We start from the raw sequence: 14,138 nt of genomic DNA, 5'->3' as shown, positions 1-14,138 counted from the left end.
AAGGCTGCGAAGGTCAGAGGGGGTCGAAGGGCGTGGCGTCGCTGGGCGTCTCGTCCTCGTCGTCGCGCGGACGCAGCGCCAGCATCGCGTCGCGCGCGCGTTCGAGGAAGGCGGCCTTGTCCTCGCCGTCGATGCGCGCCAGCGGCGGCCCGAAGGTGACGGTGCACAGCAGCGGCACCGGGATGAGCTCGCCCTTGGGCATCACCCGGCCGAGGTTGTTCATCCACACCGGCACCAGCTCGGCGCGCGGGTACTGCGTGGCGAGGTGGAACAGGCCGCTCTTGAACGGCAGCAGCACCGCGTCGGTGGTGTTGCGCGTGCCTTCGGGGAAGATGATCAGCGAATCGCCGCCGGCCAGGGCGTCGACCATCTGCTGCACCGGGTCGGGCGCGCCTTCGCGGCGCTCGCGATCGATCAACACGGCGCGGAACACCTTGCTGCCGACGAAGCGGCGCAGCGCGCCCTTGTTCCAGTAGTCGGCACCGGCCACCGGCCGTGTGCGCCGGCGCAGCCAGGGCGGCAGCGAGGCCCACAGCAGCACGAAGTCGCCGTGGCTGGCGTGGTTGGCGAAATAGATGCGCTGCGCCGCGTTCGGCGTGCAGCCGCGCCAGTAGGCCTGGGCGCCGGTGAGCAGGCGGATGAAGCCGATGATGATCCGGGCGATCAGGCGTTCGAGCATCGAGGCGTGGACAGGCGTGGCCGGCGGGAAGCGCCGGTCAGGACGATACCACTGCGAGCAGGGTCATCGCGGCCTGGACGAGCACGACGGCGAGGTGCCAGCGCCACAGCCTGCGCCCGCCGGCAATGCGCGCGTCGAGCGGACGCGGCGGGTGTGTCGGCGCGCTGGCGCGCACGCCGATCGCGGCCAGGCCCGTATCCAGCGCCGCGAGGTCCGCGATGCGACCGCTGGCGAGATCCGCAAACAGCCCGGCATCCAGGCGCAGGCGCAGCGCGAAGTAGCGCTCGACCATGCCGAGCAGCGCCGTGGCGAGCGCGAACACCAGGTCTTCGTTGCGCCACGCGCCGGCCGCCATGCACAGCAGCATCACGCCCGTGCAGGCCAGCCCGAGCAGGCCGAGGACCTGCGCCGCGTCCATGCGCCGGGCGACGACGGCGCAGCGCGCGCGGTCGTGCGTATCCAGTGGCTGTGGCGTGTCGCGGTCGGTCATGCGTGCAGGGCCAGCGAGGCGAGGGCGAGGCGGTGCGCATCGTAGAGGACGAGCCTGGGGCGCTCGCGACGCAGGCGTTCGATGGCCTCGTCGACGCGCTCCGATCGGCCGGTGTGCAGCAGCCATGCGGCGGCGGCCGCTGCGCTGCGCGAATAGCCCAGCGCGCAGCAGACCAACACGGTGCCGGTGTTGCCGGCAGCGAGGCGCTGCGCTTCGATCGCCTCGGCGGCGACGCGCAGTCCCTGTGCATCGGGCACGACCAGATCGAGCATCGGCACCGCGCGCACCACGACACCGTCCGGCGACGACAGCTCCGCGCTGAGGTCGACGACGTGGGTGATGCCCAGTCGCTGCGCCTCGCGCGTCGTCGGCATGCGGCCGAGCATCACCCCGCTGGCCACGCGAACCGCCGGCGGTTCGCGACGGGTCCACAGGCGGGCGTTGATCCATGCGCCGAGGCGATGCGGCAGCAGCAGCCAGCGCGTGGCGAACGATGGCCGTCCCTGCGCATCCTTCTGGAAACCCGCTGCACCGAAGAGCAGATAGTTCAGCGCGACCAGCAGCAGCGCCGCACCCGGCCAGCACAGCCACAGCGCGACGCCGCCGAGCCATGCGGCCAGTGCGAAGCACGTGGCGGCACCGAGCGCATAGAACAGGGCCAGGCGTCGCCGGCGACGATCGTCGGTGAACCGCAGGCCGCGCAGCGGCGACGGGCCATCGAGCGGCCACAGCCACAGGCAGACCAGGCCGAGCAGCGCGCCGGTGGGGATGTCGATGAAATGATGCTGGTAGGTGGTGAGCACCGAGATCGCGATCAGCCACGACCAGCCGTGCAGGAACCAATGCCATCGCGTCGGCAGCAGGCGTCGATAGAGATCCCACAGCACGATCAGCAGCGCGATGTGCAGCGACGGCGCCTGGTTGAACGGCTTGTCGAAGCTGGTCAGCGCAGTGAAGAACAGGCCCGGGATGCCGTCGGTCGGTGGCCGGGTGAAGGTGAAGCCCAGCGGGAACAGCAGGAAGCAGCTCACCGCGACCAGCTGCGCGGTGAGCAGGCGGCGGCCGTGCGCATGCAGCTCGTCGCGCGTGCGGCACAGGAACAGCGACAGGCCGTAGAACAGGTTGATCGACCAGTACGGCACGATCGTCCAGGCCACGAACGGCACCTGCCGCTCCCAGTCGAACACCACCGAGCCCACTCCCGTGCGCTGCGCTGCAAGGTGGTTCGCGAATCCGTAGCTCAGGTAGAAGAACGGCGCGAGGCAGGCCAACCACAGCGCGGCCTGCTTCCACGGGCGTGGTGTCGATGCGGTCGTGCTCACGCTTCGCGCACCGCCAGCGACACGGTGAAGATGCCGAACTCGTCGATGCGCTGCGCCACCTTGCGGAAACCGGCGGCTTCGACGAGCTGGTCCATCTCCGCCTGCGTGCGACGGCGCATCACCCAGGCCTGGCCGGCGCGATGGCTGGTCAGCGCGCGCGCGATCAGCTCCAGCTGCGGATGCCAGGGCTGGCCGGTGTAGACCAGGCAGCCGCCGGGCGGCACCGCTGCGGCGATGCCTTCGAGCGAACGCGCGACCTGGTCGTTGTCGGGGAACAGTTCGTACAGGCCCGAGACCACCGCGACGGTCGGCGGCGGCGAGACCTTGGCGAGATCGTCGCGATCGAAGGCGTCGCCCTGCTCGAAGCGCGCGATGCCTTCGAGCCCGCGTTCGGCGATCAGCGCACGTCCATCGCGGACGTTGATGTCGCTGTAGTCGCGCAGCAGGATCGATTCGGGCGTGGCATCGGAGGTCGCGACCGCATCCAGCACGTAGCGGCCATGTCCGGCGGCGACGTCCATCACCCGCAGCGGCAGTCCGCGCTGGCGCACGCGGCCGAAGGCATCGCGCAGCAGGGCTTCGACGTGGGTCTTGCGCACGCGGATGCCGCGCCAGCCGATCGAATCGAGGTAGGTGCGATCGATCATCGTGCCGATCACCGGCACGCCCTGCGCCTGGTTGCGGTACACATAGTCGAGCGTGCTGCCCGAATCGAAGCCGGTGGCATGGCCCAGCGCGATGCCGCGCGACAGCAGGCCGCCGAACTTCAGGCCCAGGCGGGTCAGTGCCCAGTACGCGCCGCGCGGCGTATACCAGGGCAGCGGCCCGGCGAGCGCGCGCGATTCGTCGGCGGTGAAACCGACGCGGTGCGCATCGCGCAGCGACAGCGTTTCCGGCGGACGCTCGAACAGGTCGAGGATGAAGCGTCGCGCATGATCCACGGCCAGCTTGCGGTCGCGTTCGCCGAGGGTGTCGTGGAAGAAGCCCGGCAGGACGTGCTTCTCCTTGCGCGGATGCACCAAGCGCTCGAAGAAGCGATGCTGCGGCGCGTGGTGCACCACCCAGTCGCTGCCCGAGATCAGCAACTGCGTCGGCAGGGTGATCGCGGCGGCATCCGCGACCACGCGGTCGGCGGCCTCGTACAGGCCGAGCAGGATGTTCACCGAGATCGGCCGCGTGATCAGCGGGTCGGATTCGTAGCTGGCGATGCGTTCGGGATCGTGGGTGAGGAACTTCGCCTTGACGTAGCTGTTGACGAAGAAGTTGCCGCGCAGCTTGCGCATCAGCGCGAGGCCCGGTCGCGCGAAGGGCACGTACAGCTTGACCTTGAAGGCCGGCGAGGCCAGCACCAGGCCGCGGATCTTCGGTGCGTAGTCGTGCGCCCAGGTGCTGGCGACGACCGCGCCCACGCTCTGCGCGATCACCACCACGTTCGCCGGGTCGATGCCGTGCGTGGCCGCGAGATGCTCGACGAAGGTCTGCAGATCGCGCACCGAGGTGCCGAAGCTGGGGCTGTCGCCGCGCGCGCCCGGCGAACGGCCGTGGCCGCGCATGTCGTAGGCAAAGACGTCGAAATCGGGCAGCTCCAGTTCGTCGGCCAAATGGGCCATGCGCCCGGAGTGCTCGTGGCCGCGATGGATCAGGACCAGCGCGCCGCGTGCGTCGCCGTGGGCGGGCCAGTGGCGATAGAACAGGCGGACGCCGTCGTGGGTGGAGAAACCGTGTTCGTGCTGTTCGCGCGGGTCGTGCATCGAAGGGCTGGACATGGGGCGGAGCGATCCTCGCGGAAGTGGGAGATCCGTGGTGTGAGACGCAGCCTACGCAGCGCACGGGACGGTCGTGGCAGGCGCTTCGATGGAGTATCGGCATCCGATACCGGCGGCGCTGCCGGCATGCACCGCTGGAGCGGGTGCGCGCGCTGGCTCAGCCGGCGTCGCGCAGGCCGTTGCGCACGCGGCGGACGATGGTCGCCGCGACGAGCAGACACAGCAGCGGGAACAGCCAGGCCATCCACGCCGGCAGCAGGCCGGCGATACCCAGCCACAGCGCCACCGCGCCGAGCACGAAGGCGCGGTCGCTCTTGCCCATCGGTCCGTCGTAGCGGCGGGTGCCGCCGACCGTGGGCCCCAGCGCACCGGCGAACTCGCTCAGCCCGGCCAGGACCACGAAGGTCGCCACCCAGACCGGTGCGAACGGCGCGACCGCCGCGAACGGCAGGGCCAGGGCGGCGTCGGCGATCACGTCGGTCAGTTCGTTCAGGTAGGCGCCGAGCTTCGACTGCTGGCCGAACTCGCGCGCCAGCATGCCGTCGACCGCGTTCAGGGCCATGCGCAGGAACAGCCACAGCGGCAGCAGCAGGAAGGCGGCCGGGCCGGGTGCCGCGACGTACAGCCAGATACCCAGCGCGATCGACACCGCGCAGGCGAACACGGTGACCTGGTTGGCGGTGACGCCCATGGCGTGCAGTCGGCGCACGGCGGGGCGGAGCAGGGCCTGGAATTTCGGTTTGAGGGAATAGATCGACATCGCCGCATCATTCCATACCGTGTCGCTGGCTGTCGCCCGACAGACGGCGGCGCGAAGTGAGACGCGCATCGTCGGCCGGCCGTCACCATACGTGGGCGGATGTATGGCAATCCCCCAATCCTGCCCCCATCATTCCGGACGTACATTTCCGATTGCCACGAGTCTCCTGCATGTTCCCGTCCCTGTTCGACTTCCTCTCCGGCGGCCTGGTCCAGGCCGGCTGGGGAACGATGCTGGTCTACCTGCTGGTCGCCACCCAGCTGACGATCTTCTCCGTCACCCTCTACCTGCATCGCAGCCAGGCGCATCGCGGCGTCGATTTCCATCCGCTGCTCAACCACTTCTTCCGCTTCTGGACCTGGCTGACCACGTCCATGATCACGCGCGAATGGGTGGCCATCCATCGCAAGCACCACGCGAAGTGCGAGACCGAGGAAGACCCGCACAGCCCGAGGACCAAGGGCATCCGCACGGTGTTCTGGCGCGGCGTCGAGCTGTATCGCGAAGCGCGCACCGACCGCGCGTCGATCGAGCAGTACGGCAAGGGTGCGCCGAACGACTGGATCGAGCGCCATCTCTACACCCCGCACGCGACCTGGGGGCCGACCTTCCTGCTGTTCCTCAGCTTCGCGCTGTTCGGCTTCAAGGGCATCGCGGTGTGGGCCATCCAGATGGCCTGGATCCCGTTCTGGGCCGCCGGCGTCGTGAACGGCCTCGGCCACTGGTGGGGCTACCGCAACTTCGAGACCACCGACACCGCGACCAACCTCACCCCGTGGGGCGTGTGGATCGGCGGCGAGGAGCTGCACAACAACCACCACGCGTTCCCGAGCTCGGCGAAGTTCGCGCTGCGCCGCTGGGAGTTCGACATCGGCTGGGCCGCGATCAAGCTGTTCGAGGCCGTGGGCATGGCCAAGGTGCTGCGCGTCGCCCCGGCGCTGGATATCCGTCCGAACATCCCGGTGCCGGATACCGACACGCTCAAGGCGCTGCTCGCGCTGCGCTTCCAGGCCATGACCGACTACCAGCGCAACGTGGTCAAGCCGGCGCTGCAGGAAGAGGCGCGCATCGCCGGCGCCAAGCTGCGCGCGATGCTGCCGCGCCAGCTGCGCAAGGGCATCGTCGACGACGGCCGCTGGCTCAAGCCCGACGCCCGCGAGCAGCTGCGCGAATGGGTCGCCCAGCGTCCGCGCATTGGCACCCTGATCGAATACCGCGCCCGCCTGGCCGCCGTGCTCGAAACCCGCAGCCAGAACGCGTCCGACACCCTGCAGGCGCTGCAGCAGTGGTGCCGCGAGGCCGAGGCCAGCGGCATCCAGGCGCTGCAGGATTTCTCGCTGCGCATGAAGGGCTACGCCCTGCAGCCCGCGCGGGTCTGACCCTCGCTTTCGATGCATCGACGACGGCCGCCATGTGCGGCCGTCGTCGTCTCCGGTGTCTATCCAAGTCTTTGATTCGACAGGAATATTGTGAGGTGTCGTGCGGGTGTCGTGTTCCTGTCGTGGCGCCCGTCGTGGTGGTGCGGTCGGATGTGGCACCCTTTGCCGACGATCCCGCACATGTCCGACGAACACATGAAGCTCGACCCCGCCCGACTGAAACAGCTGCGCGAATCGCGTGGCTGGACCCAGGAGCAACTGGCCGACATCGCCGGCCTCAATGCCCGCACCGTGCAGCGCGTGGAAGCCGGCGGCAATGCCTCGGCGGAGACCGGCATGGCGCTGGCATCGGCGCTGGACTGCCCGCTCCCCGAGTTGTCGGGGCCATCGGCCACGCCGGCTCCGCAGCCCGGGGCGCCGACGTCCGCATTCGCAGGCACGAGCCCGTGGCTGATCCTGGTGTTGCTGCTTGCGATCGTGGTGTGGCTGCAGATCTCGTTCGGTTTCGGCGTCGGCAGGGATCTGGCCGAACGCGACAACCGCAACGCATGCCGGGAGACGTCCGGTACCGATTGCCGCTGAACGGCCGGGACTTGCGGCCGTGCGCCATGCGACGCACCCTGCGCGCATGTCGCTCGCCTGTCGTCTCGCTGCCGTCCTCTGCCTCGCCGCGCTGCCGTCGGCGGGCTTCGCGCAATCCCTGAAATGGAGCGGCGACGTGACGCCGCCCGCATCGCCGTCGGCTCCCGCCGCCCCCCCGGCGCCGGCCGACGCGCCCCAGCGCACCGGCGACTACCTGACCCTGATGGACACCAATCGCGACCAGCGGGTGTCGCCGGAGGAATACCAGGACTGGCTGAGCTATGCCTTCGACGGCATGGACCGCAACCGCGACGGCGTGCTCACCGCCGACGAACAGCCCGGCGGACGCGGCAAGACCGTCACCCGCGATGAACACCGCCTCCGCATCGCCGAACGCTTCAGGCGCCAGGACCGTGATCGCAACGGCTTCCTCGATGCGCAGGAGCTGTCGTCGCCGCCGCAGTAGGGCTTTCGTGGGAGCGACGCGAGTCGCGACCTGCGGCCTTCCCGGAAATCCGGTCGCGACTCGCGTCGCTCCCACGAGTGCAGAGGCACCTGCTTCTCGAATGGGAAATCAGAGGTTGCCGACGTGAAAGACGCCGTAGCGCCGAAAAAGACATCCCGGAAACGACATCGGCGCCCGAAGGCGCCGATGCGGAAGACCCAGGCCGGCGATGGCGTCGGATCAGACTTCGATCCCCGTCGAAGCCGACGGCGACTGCGGCGCGGGGCTGCCGTCGCCGAGCAGCTGCTTCCACGCGAAATACATCACGCCCGAAGCGAACACCGTCATCAGGCCGTTGAACGCTGCGTTCGCGAGCAGCAGGCCGGTCTGGCCGGCGATCAGCATCGCGATCTGGCTGAACAGCACGAAGCCGAAGCCGATCGCCATCACCACCACGAAGCCCAGCACCAGGAACACCACCAGCGCGCCAAGGTTGGCGCTGCAGACGCGGAAGCAGCGCGCCATGCCCTGCACCAGGCGGGTGTCGGTGAACAGCATGTCCGGCACCAGGGTGAAGGTGAACAGGAAGGCGGCCAGGCCCACGCCGAACACCAGCAGCATCCACACGAACAGCCGGCCGAAGGGAATGTTCGCGAATTCCGACGGGTCCACCGGAATCTGCGACTCGGCCTGCGCCTGCAGCTTGGTGAACAGCTTGAGCAGGTTCTCGATGTGCTCGGCGCCGACCACCACGAACAGCAGGATCGCGCACAGCACCATCAGTGCGAGCTGCGGCAGCACGGTGCTGACCAGGCGCGCGGCCTTGCCGGTGCGCAGGGCCGCGAGCAGGTGGGCCGGCGCTGCGCTGCGGCCCTCGTCGACTTCGCGCGCGGCGAAGATCATGCCGGCCAGCAGCAGGGGACCGATCAGGAAGAAGGTCAGCTGCAGCGGTGCGAGCAGCGCGGGCACGGCCTGGGCCAGGCCATTCACGGTCAGCCACAGGGCCGCGTAGCTCAGGGCCAGCAGGCCGAAGCCGCCGGGCGAGCGGCGCAGCAGCATGAAACCGCCCAGCAGCCATTCCGCGCCGGCGGTGGCCGGCACCTTGCGAACGTCCATCGTCTTCCTCGAAAGAACCAGCGATCAGTGACCGCGCAGTGTAGCGGCGTGGCGGACGAAACGGCGCAGCAGGCCGCGCGCGTGCGGGGTCGGGCGGACGTCGCGGGCCATGCGCCTGTGGCACTGGCCTTCCTTCGCCAGCGCCTCGCGGCGGGCGTGGACGTAGCCGCGCATGTGGTCGACGCTGAATTCGGGGTGGAACTGCACGCCCCAGGCATGGTCGCGCCAGCGGAAGGCCTGGCACTGGTCCTGTTCGGAGCGTGCCAGCACGGCGGCGTCGCCGGGCGGGCGCAGCACGGTCTGCAGGTGGGTCACCTGGACCGCGAAACGCGACGGCACCCGCGAGAACAGGGCGTCGCCGGCGGCGTCCGGATGCAGGTCGACCGGGACCGTGCCCATCTCGCGACCGGCCGGGTTGTAGCCGACCTCGCCGCCGAGGGCGTGGGCCAGCAGCTGATGGCCGTAGCAGATGCCGAACACCGGCAGGCCGTCGTCCAGGGCGTCGCGCAGCCAGTCGGCGGTGCGTTCGCTCCAGTCGTGGCGGTCGGTGACCATTGCGCCGGAACCGGTGACCAGCACCCCGGCCAGGCTGCGATGGTCGGGCAGGGCCTCGCCGGCTTCGACATTGACCATGGTCGCGCGATCGGCGGGCAGGCCGGCGGCGACGCGGATCCAGTGGGGGAAGCGGCCGTGCCGGCGCATGCTCGGCACCGGCTGGCCGGTTTCGATGATCAGGAACGACGCGTCGGACTGGGACTTCACGGCGACGGTGTGCGGCGCGGGCCGCATTGGGCGGATGAGGTGCCGCTTATACTACCGGGTCCCCATACCGACGCGGCTGCCACATGCAGGGACCGACATTCCAAAACCTCATACAGCGCCTCAACGAATACTGGGCGGGCCAGGGCTGCGTCCTGATCCAGCCGCTGGACCTGGAGGTCGGCGCCGGCACCTTCCATCCGGCCACGTTCCTGCGCGCGCTCGGCCCCGAGCCGTGGAATGCCGCCTACGTGCAGCCCTCGCGCCGTCCCACCGACGGTCGCTACGGCGAGAACCCCAACCGCCTGCAGCATTACTACCAATACCAGGTGGTGATGAAGCCCAACCCCGACAACATCGTCGAGCTGTACTTCGAGTCGCTGAAGGCGCTGGGCATCGACCCGCAGACCCATGACCTGCGCCTGGTCGAGGACAACTGGGAATCGCCGACGCTCGGCGCCTGGGGCCTCGGCTGGGAAGTCTGGCTCAACGGCATGGAAGTCACCCAGTTCACCTATTTCCAGCAGGCCGGTGGCCTGGAGTGCAAGCCGGTGCTGGGCGAGATCACCTACGGTCTCGAACGCCTCTGCATGTACCTGCAGAACTGCGACAACGTCTACGACCTGGTGTGGACCGTCGGCCCGCAGGGCGTGGTCACCTACGGCGACGTGTTCCTGCAGAACGAGCGCGAGCAGAGCGCCTACAACTTCGAGCACGCCAACGTCGAGGAGCTGTTCCACCGCTTCGACGCCTGCGAGGCCGAGGCGCTGAAGCTGGTCGAGGCCGGCCTGCCGCTGCCCGCGTACGACCAGGTCTGCAAGGCCAGCCACAGCTTCAACCTGCTCGACGCGCGTCGCGCCATTTCCGTCACCGAGCGCCAGCGCTACATCCTGCGCGTGCGCAACCTCGCCCGATCGGTGGCCGAGGCCTACCACGCCCAGCGCGAGAAGCTCGGCTTCCCGGGCGTGAAGGACGAGGCCCGCCGTGCCGCGCTCGGCCTGGCGCCGGCCGGCGCCCGCGACGCGGCCTGAGCCCGCGTCGACGCGGCGTGATGGCGGGGTGGTGGCGATGCCGCCCCGCCCGGGTGTAGCGTAGCCACGGGGCTGCAGGCGCGGCCCGCCCCCGGGTCGCCGGCTCCGTCAGGAGGCGCAGATGAAAGCAGTCGTTGTTTCCGCCATGGTCGTCGCCGTGGTCGCGCTGGGCTGGTCGTCGCCCACGCGCGCGGACGATCCGCCGCCGATCGGCTCGATCCCGCTGTCCGAGATCCTCTCCACGCTCGACCGCAACGGCAACGGCTGCGTCGACCTGGAGGAAGGCCGCAACTACGCCAGCCGTCGTTTCCACGCGCTGGACCGCAACCACGACGCATCGCTGGATGCCGAAGAGGCGCCGCCTGGCCCGGACGAAACCAGCAACAGCCGGCCGATCAGCATCGCCGACTGGCAGGACGCCTACCACGCCCGTTTCGACAGCTTCGATACCGACCGCAACGGCTGCCTGTCGCTGCAGGAAGTCGAAGCCGGCCGCAACGCACGCAAGGGAGGCCACTGAGATGATCCGCCATCGCATCCACATCCTGGCAGCGGCCGCGCTGCTGCTCTCCGCCGGCCAAGCCGCCGCCGCCGACACCACGATCGTCTGCGAATCGCAGAACGAGCAGTACCAGTCCTGCCCGGTGAACACCTCCGGCGGCGTCTACCTCTCGCGCCAGCTCAGCCGCCAGGGCTGCTGGCAGGGCGACACCTGGGGTTACGACCGCAACCGCGTCTGGGTCACGCGCGGCTGCCGCGCCGAATTCCGCGTCGGTTCGCGCAATTCCGGCAGCGACAACGGCGCCAAGGTCGCCGGCGCCCTCGTGCTCGGCACCATCGCTGCGATCGCCATCGCCAAGCACAACGAGGACAAGCGCGACGACCGCCGCGACCGCTACGACGACCATCGCTACGACGACGACCGCTACAACCACCGCTACGACAACGATTACGACTACGGGTACGGCGACGGCTCCTACGGCGGCGGCTCGAACTGGGGCCGCGAATTCACCTGTTCGTCCAAGGACAACCGGATGACCTGGTGCGGCCAGCGCGTCGGGCGCAGCGAGCACGTCGAGGTCCGCCGCCAGCTCAGCAACACGCCCTGCACCTACGGCCGTACCTGGGGCATCGACCGCAACCAGGTCTGGACCGACCAGGGCTGCCGGGCGGTGTTCGTCGTCTATTGACCGGCGACCCTCCCCGCCGGGTTCGTCCCGGCGGACCCGTCGGTTAAAGTAACCAACCCGCGTCACACAGGGGCAGCGCGCCGCCCGGCCGCTGCCCTTGCCGTGTCCGGGCACCCCCGACCCCAAGGATTTCCAGCGTGAGCGGCTTCAGCCCCCTTCTGATCGAACTCGGTACCGAGGAACTCCCGGTCAAGGCCCTGCCGGGCCTGGCCCAGGCCTTTTTCGACGGCGTGATCGCCGCGCTCGACAAGCGCGGCATCGCCTGCCAGCGCGACGGCGCCAGGCCGCTCTACACCCCGCGCCGCCTCGCCGTGTGCCTGCCCGGCGTGGCCGTGGAGCAGCCCGAGCAGCGCAGCGAAGTGCTCGGTCCCTACCTGAACATCGCGCTCGACGCCGAAGGCAGGCCGACCAAGGCGCTGGAAGGCTTCGCCGCGAAGTCCGGCATCGACTGGACCGTGCTGGAGAAGACCACCGACAACAAGGGCGAGCGATTCGTCCTGCGCACCGTGAAGCCGGGCGCGAAGACCGCCGACCTGCTGCCGGAGGTCGTGGCCGAGGCCCTGGCCGGCATGCCGATTCCCAAGCCGATGCGCTGGGGCGAGCGCGACAGCGGCTTCGCCCGTCCGGTGCACTGGCTGGTGCTGCTGCTCGGCGACAGCGTGGTCGATGCCGAAGTCTTCGGCGCGAAGGCCGACCGCATGAGCCGCGGCCATCGCTTCCACCACGAAGGTCCGGTGTGGATCAGCACGCCGGGCGACTACATCGACGCCCTGCGCGCCGCGAAGGTGCTGGTCGACCCCGAGGAACGCCGCCACCGCGTCGTCGCCGAGGTCGATGCCGCTGCCGCCCGTGCCGGCGGCACCGCGCGCAAGACCGAGGACAACCTCGAACAGGTGCAGTGCCTGGTCGAATGGCCGAAGGCCGTGCTCTGCGCGTTCGAGCGCGAATTCCTCGCCGTGCCGCAGGAAGCGCTGATCGCGACGATGGAAGCGAACCAGAAGTTCTTCCCGGTGCTGGATGCCGACGGCAAGCTCACCGAGCACTTCATCGGCATCGCCAACATCGAATCGCGCGACGAAAGCGAAGTCCGCAAGGGCTACGAGCGCGTGATCCGCCCGCGCTTCGCCGACGCCAAGTTCTTCTTCGACGAAGACCTGAAGCAGGGCCTCGCGTCGATGAACGAGGGCCTGAAGACGGTCACCTACCAAGCCAAGCTCGGCACCGTCGCCGACAAGGTCGCGCGCGTCGCCGCGCTGGCCGAAAGCATCGCCGGCGAAGTCGGCGTCGATCCGAAGCTCGCCAAGCGCGCCGCGCTGCTCGCCAAGGCCGACCTGCAGTCGCGCATGGTCAACGAATTTCCGGAACTGCAGGGCATCGCCGGCCGCTACTACGCGATGCACGATGCCTCGCTGAACGATCTCTCCGCCGACGAACGAAAGCAGCTCGCCGATGCGCTCGACGAGGTCTACATGCCGCGTTTCGCGGGTGACGCGATCGCGCCGAGCAAGCTGGGTCAGGTGCTGGCGATTGCGGAGCGTCTTGACACGCTGGCCGGTGGTTTCGCAGCCGGTCTGAAGCCGACAGGCAACAAGGATCCGTTCTCGCTGCGCAGGAATGCGCTGGGGTTGGCGAGGACGGTGATTGCCGCAAGTGACATAGATGTTTTTTTTGAGTTGCTGCGCGCATTGATTGAAGCAGAGAACGATATTGTCTACGTCCCACGGCATGAGAATTTAAGCAAGCAGCTCGAAAAGGCAAAAACCGACAGTTTTCAAGTTAGCAATAGACATGATGTTATTGAGAGTCTTGCGAGCGAAATTCAGAATTTGCGTATTGCTCGAATTAACAAGAATCTTGGGGTCAAAGAAAACCCAGAATTGGCATCTGAAATTTTTGGATTCATCCTCGATCGCCTCCGCGCCTACTACGCCGACCAGGGTGTGACACCACAGCAGTTCGAAGCGGTCGCGACTCGCGTCGCTCCCACAAGGAGCGAGGACGCCACGGCTGCTGTGGGAGCGACGCAAGTCGCGACGAACGAAGCGGCGAACACCGGCTCTCTGCTCGACTTCGACCGCCGCCTCAAGGCCATCGGCGAATTCGTGAAGCTGCCGGAGGCCGAGGCGCTGGCGGCGGCGAACAAGCGCATCCGCAACATCCTGAAGAAGGCCGATATCGCGATTCCCGATGCGGTCGACGCGTCGAAGTTCCAGGACGACGCCGAGCGCGCATTGCACGCGGTGGTCGAGCAGGCCATCGCCGACACCGATCCGTTGCTCGCGAGCCGCGACTACGTGGCCGTGCTCGCGCGGCTCGCACGCCTGCGCCCCGAGGTCGACACCTTCTTCGACAAGGTGATGGTGAACGCCGAAGACCAGGCCGTGCGCGCCAACCGCCTCGCCCTGCTGCAGCGCCTCGCCGACCGCCTCGGCAGCGTCGCCGCGATCGAGCACCTCTCGGTCTGATCGAAGCGCCCCCACCCATTCGCGCTGCGCGCGAATCTCCCTCCCCCGCATGCGGGGGAGGGTTGGGGAGGGGGCGAGGCGTTTGCCAGCGACGCTTCCATCTCGTCGCACTCGCCGCGCTGATTCCAGCGAACAAACTCCGCACACTGCACGA

Annotated in this window: 14 protein-coding genes; 7 read left to right on the top strand and 7 right to left on the bottom strand. The window is 68.8% G+C overall.

The window, feature by feature from the left end; all coding sequences use genetic code 11:
* Positions 1–13: 13 nt before the first annotated feature.
* The 5 genes from ACFQ0E_RS03505 to ACFQ0E_RS03485 all read right to left on the bottom strand — a co-directional run bounded on the left by ACFQ0E_RS03505 (position 14) and on the right by ACFQ0E_RS03485 (position 5,017).
* Positions 14–679: a lysophospholipid acyltransferase family protein gene (locus ACFQ0E_RS03505; RefSeq protein WP_386822309.1), complete on the bottom strand. Its 666-nt coding sequence runs from the start codon at positions 677–679 to the stop codon at positions 14–16.
* A gap of 37 nt (positions 680–716) precedes the next feature.
* On the bottom strand, positions 717–1,169 hold the full coding sequence (locus ACFQ0E_RS03500) for a hypothetical protein (protein WP_386822308.1): 453 nt from the start codon (positions 1,167–1,169) through the stop codon (positions 717–719).
* Positions 1,166–2,491: a phosphatase PAP2/dual specificity phosphatase family protein gene (locus tag ACFQ0E_RS03495; RefSeq protein WP_386822307.1), complete on the bottom strand. Its 1,326-nt coding sequence runs from the start codon at positions 2,489–2,491 to the stop codon at positions 1,166–1,168. The genes ACFQ0E_RS03500 and ACFQ0E_RS03495 overlap by 4 nt, the downstream gene beginning before the upstream one ends.
* Entirely contained in the window at positions 2,488–4,257 is a 1,770-nt protein-coding gene (locus ACFQ0E_RS03490) for a bifunctional alpha/beta hydrolase/class I SAM-dependent methyltransferase (protein ID WP_386822306.1), read from the bottom strand. The genes ACFQ0E_RS03495 and ACFQ0E_RS03490 overlap by 4 nt, the downstream gene beginning before the upstream one ends.
* A gap of 157 nt (positions 4,258–4,414) precedes the next feature.
* Complete coding sequence (locus ACFQ0E_RS03485) at positions 4,415–5,017, bottom strand: CDP-alcohol phosphatidyltransferase family protein (protein ID WP_386822305.1); 603 nt, start codon at positions 5,015–5,017, stop codon at positions 4,415–4,417.
* 170 nt (positions 5,018–5,187) lie between these two features.
* Between ACFQ0E_RS03485 and ACFQ0E_RS03480 the strand changes: the two genes are divergently transcribed.
* From ACFQ0E_RS03480 to ACFQ0E_RS03470, 3 genes are all read left to right on the top strand, one after another.
* Positions 5,188–6,396, top strand: coding sequence for a DesA family fatty acid desaturase (locus tag ACFQ0E_RS03480; protein WP_386822304.1), 1,209 nt, complete (start codon positions 5,188–5,190; stop codon positions 6,394–6,396).
* Positions 6,397–6,576: 180 nt separating this feature from the next.
* Positions 6,577–6,978, top strand: coding sequence for a helix-turn-helix domain-containing protein (locus ACFQ0E_RS03475; protein WP_386822303.1), 402 nt, complete (start codon positions 6,577–6,579; stop codon positions 6,976–6,978).
* 46 nt (positions 6,979–7,024) lie between these two features.
* Positions 7,025–7,444 (top strand): calcium-dependent protein kinase 21, encoded by a 420-nt coding sequence (locus ACFQ0E_RS03470; RefSeq protein WP_386822302.1) that lies wholly within the window; start codon positions 7,025–7,027, stop codon positions 7,442–7,444.
* Between the two features lie 219 nt (positions 7,445–7,663).
* On the opposite strand, the gene ACFQ0E_RS03465 is transcribed toward ACFQ0E_RS03470, so the two are convergent.
* Positions 7,664–8,539: a BPSS1780 family membrane protein gene (locus ACFQ0E_RS03465; protein ID WP_386822301.1), complete on the bottom strand. Its 876-nt coding sequence runs from the start codon at positions 8,537–8,539 to the stop codon at positions 7,664–7,666.
* A 24-nt stretch (positions 8,540–8,563) separates the two neighbouring features.
* Positions 8,564–9,301, bottom strand: coding sequence for a glutamine amidotransferase (locus tag ACFQ0E_RS03460; protein WP_386822300.1), 738 nt, complete (start codon positions 9,299–9,301; stop codon positions 8,564–8,566).
* 83 nt (positions 9,302–9,384) lie between these two features.
* On the opposite strand from ACFQ0E_RS03460, the gene glyQ reads away from it, so the two are divergent.
* From glyQ to glyS, 4 genes are all read left to right on the top strand, one after another.
* Positions 9,385–10,329: a glycine--tRNA ligase subunit alpha gene (gene glyQ, locus ACFQ0E_RS03455; protein ID WP_386822299.1), complete on the top strand. Its 945-nt coding sequence runs from the start codon at positions 9,385–9,387 to the stop codon at positions 10,327–10,329.
* A gap of 121 nt (positions 10,330–10,450) precedes the next feature.
* Positions 10,451–10,849, top strand: coding sequence for a hypothetical protein (locus ACFQ0E_RS03450; protein ID WP_386822298.1), 399 nt, complete (start codon positions 10,451–10,453; stop codon positions 10,847–10,849).
* Position 10,850: 1 nt separating this feature from the next.
* Positions 10,851–11,519, top strand: coding sequence for a DUF3011 domain-containing protein (locus ACFQ0E_RS03445; RefSeq protein ID WP_386822297.1), 669 nt, complete (start codon positions 10,851–10,853; stop codon positions 11,517–11,519).
* Between the two features lie 137 nt (positions 11,520–11,656).
* The gene (gene glyS, locus ACFQ0E_RS03440; RefSeq protein WP_386822296.1) at positions 11,657–13,984 is read left to right on the top strand and encodes a glycine--tRNA ligase subunit beta; all 2,328 of its coding nucleotides are present in this window, start codon (positions 11,657–11,659) and stop codon (positions 13,982–13,984) included.
* The last annotated feature ends 154 nt before the right edge of the window (positions 13,985–14,138 follow it).

This window comes from Lysobacter brunescens, from assembly GCF_042677005.1.
GTDB lineage: Bacteria > Pseudomonadota > Gammaproteobacteria > Xanthomonadales > Xanthomonadaceae > Lysobacter_I > Lysobacter_I brunescens.
The sequence above is the reverse complement of the archived record's forward strand: the minus strand, read 5'-3'. Positions and strand labels throughout refer to the sequence as shown.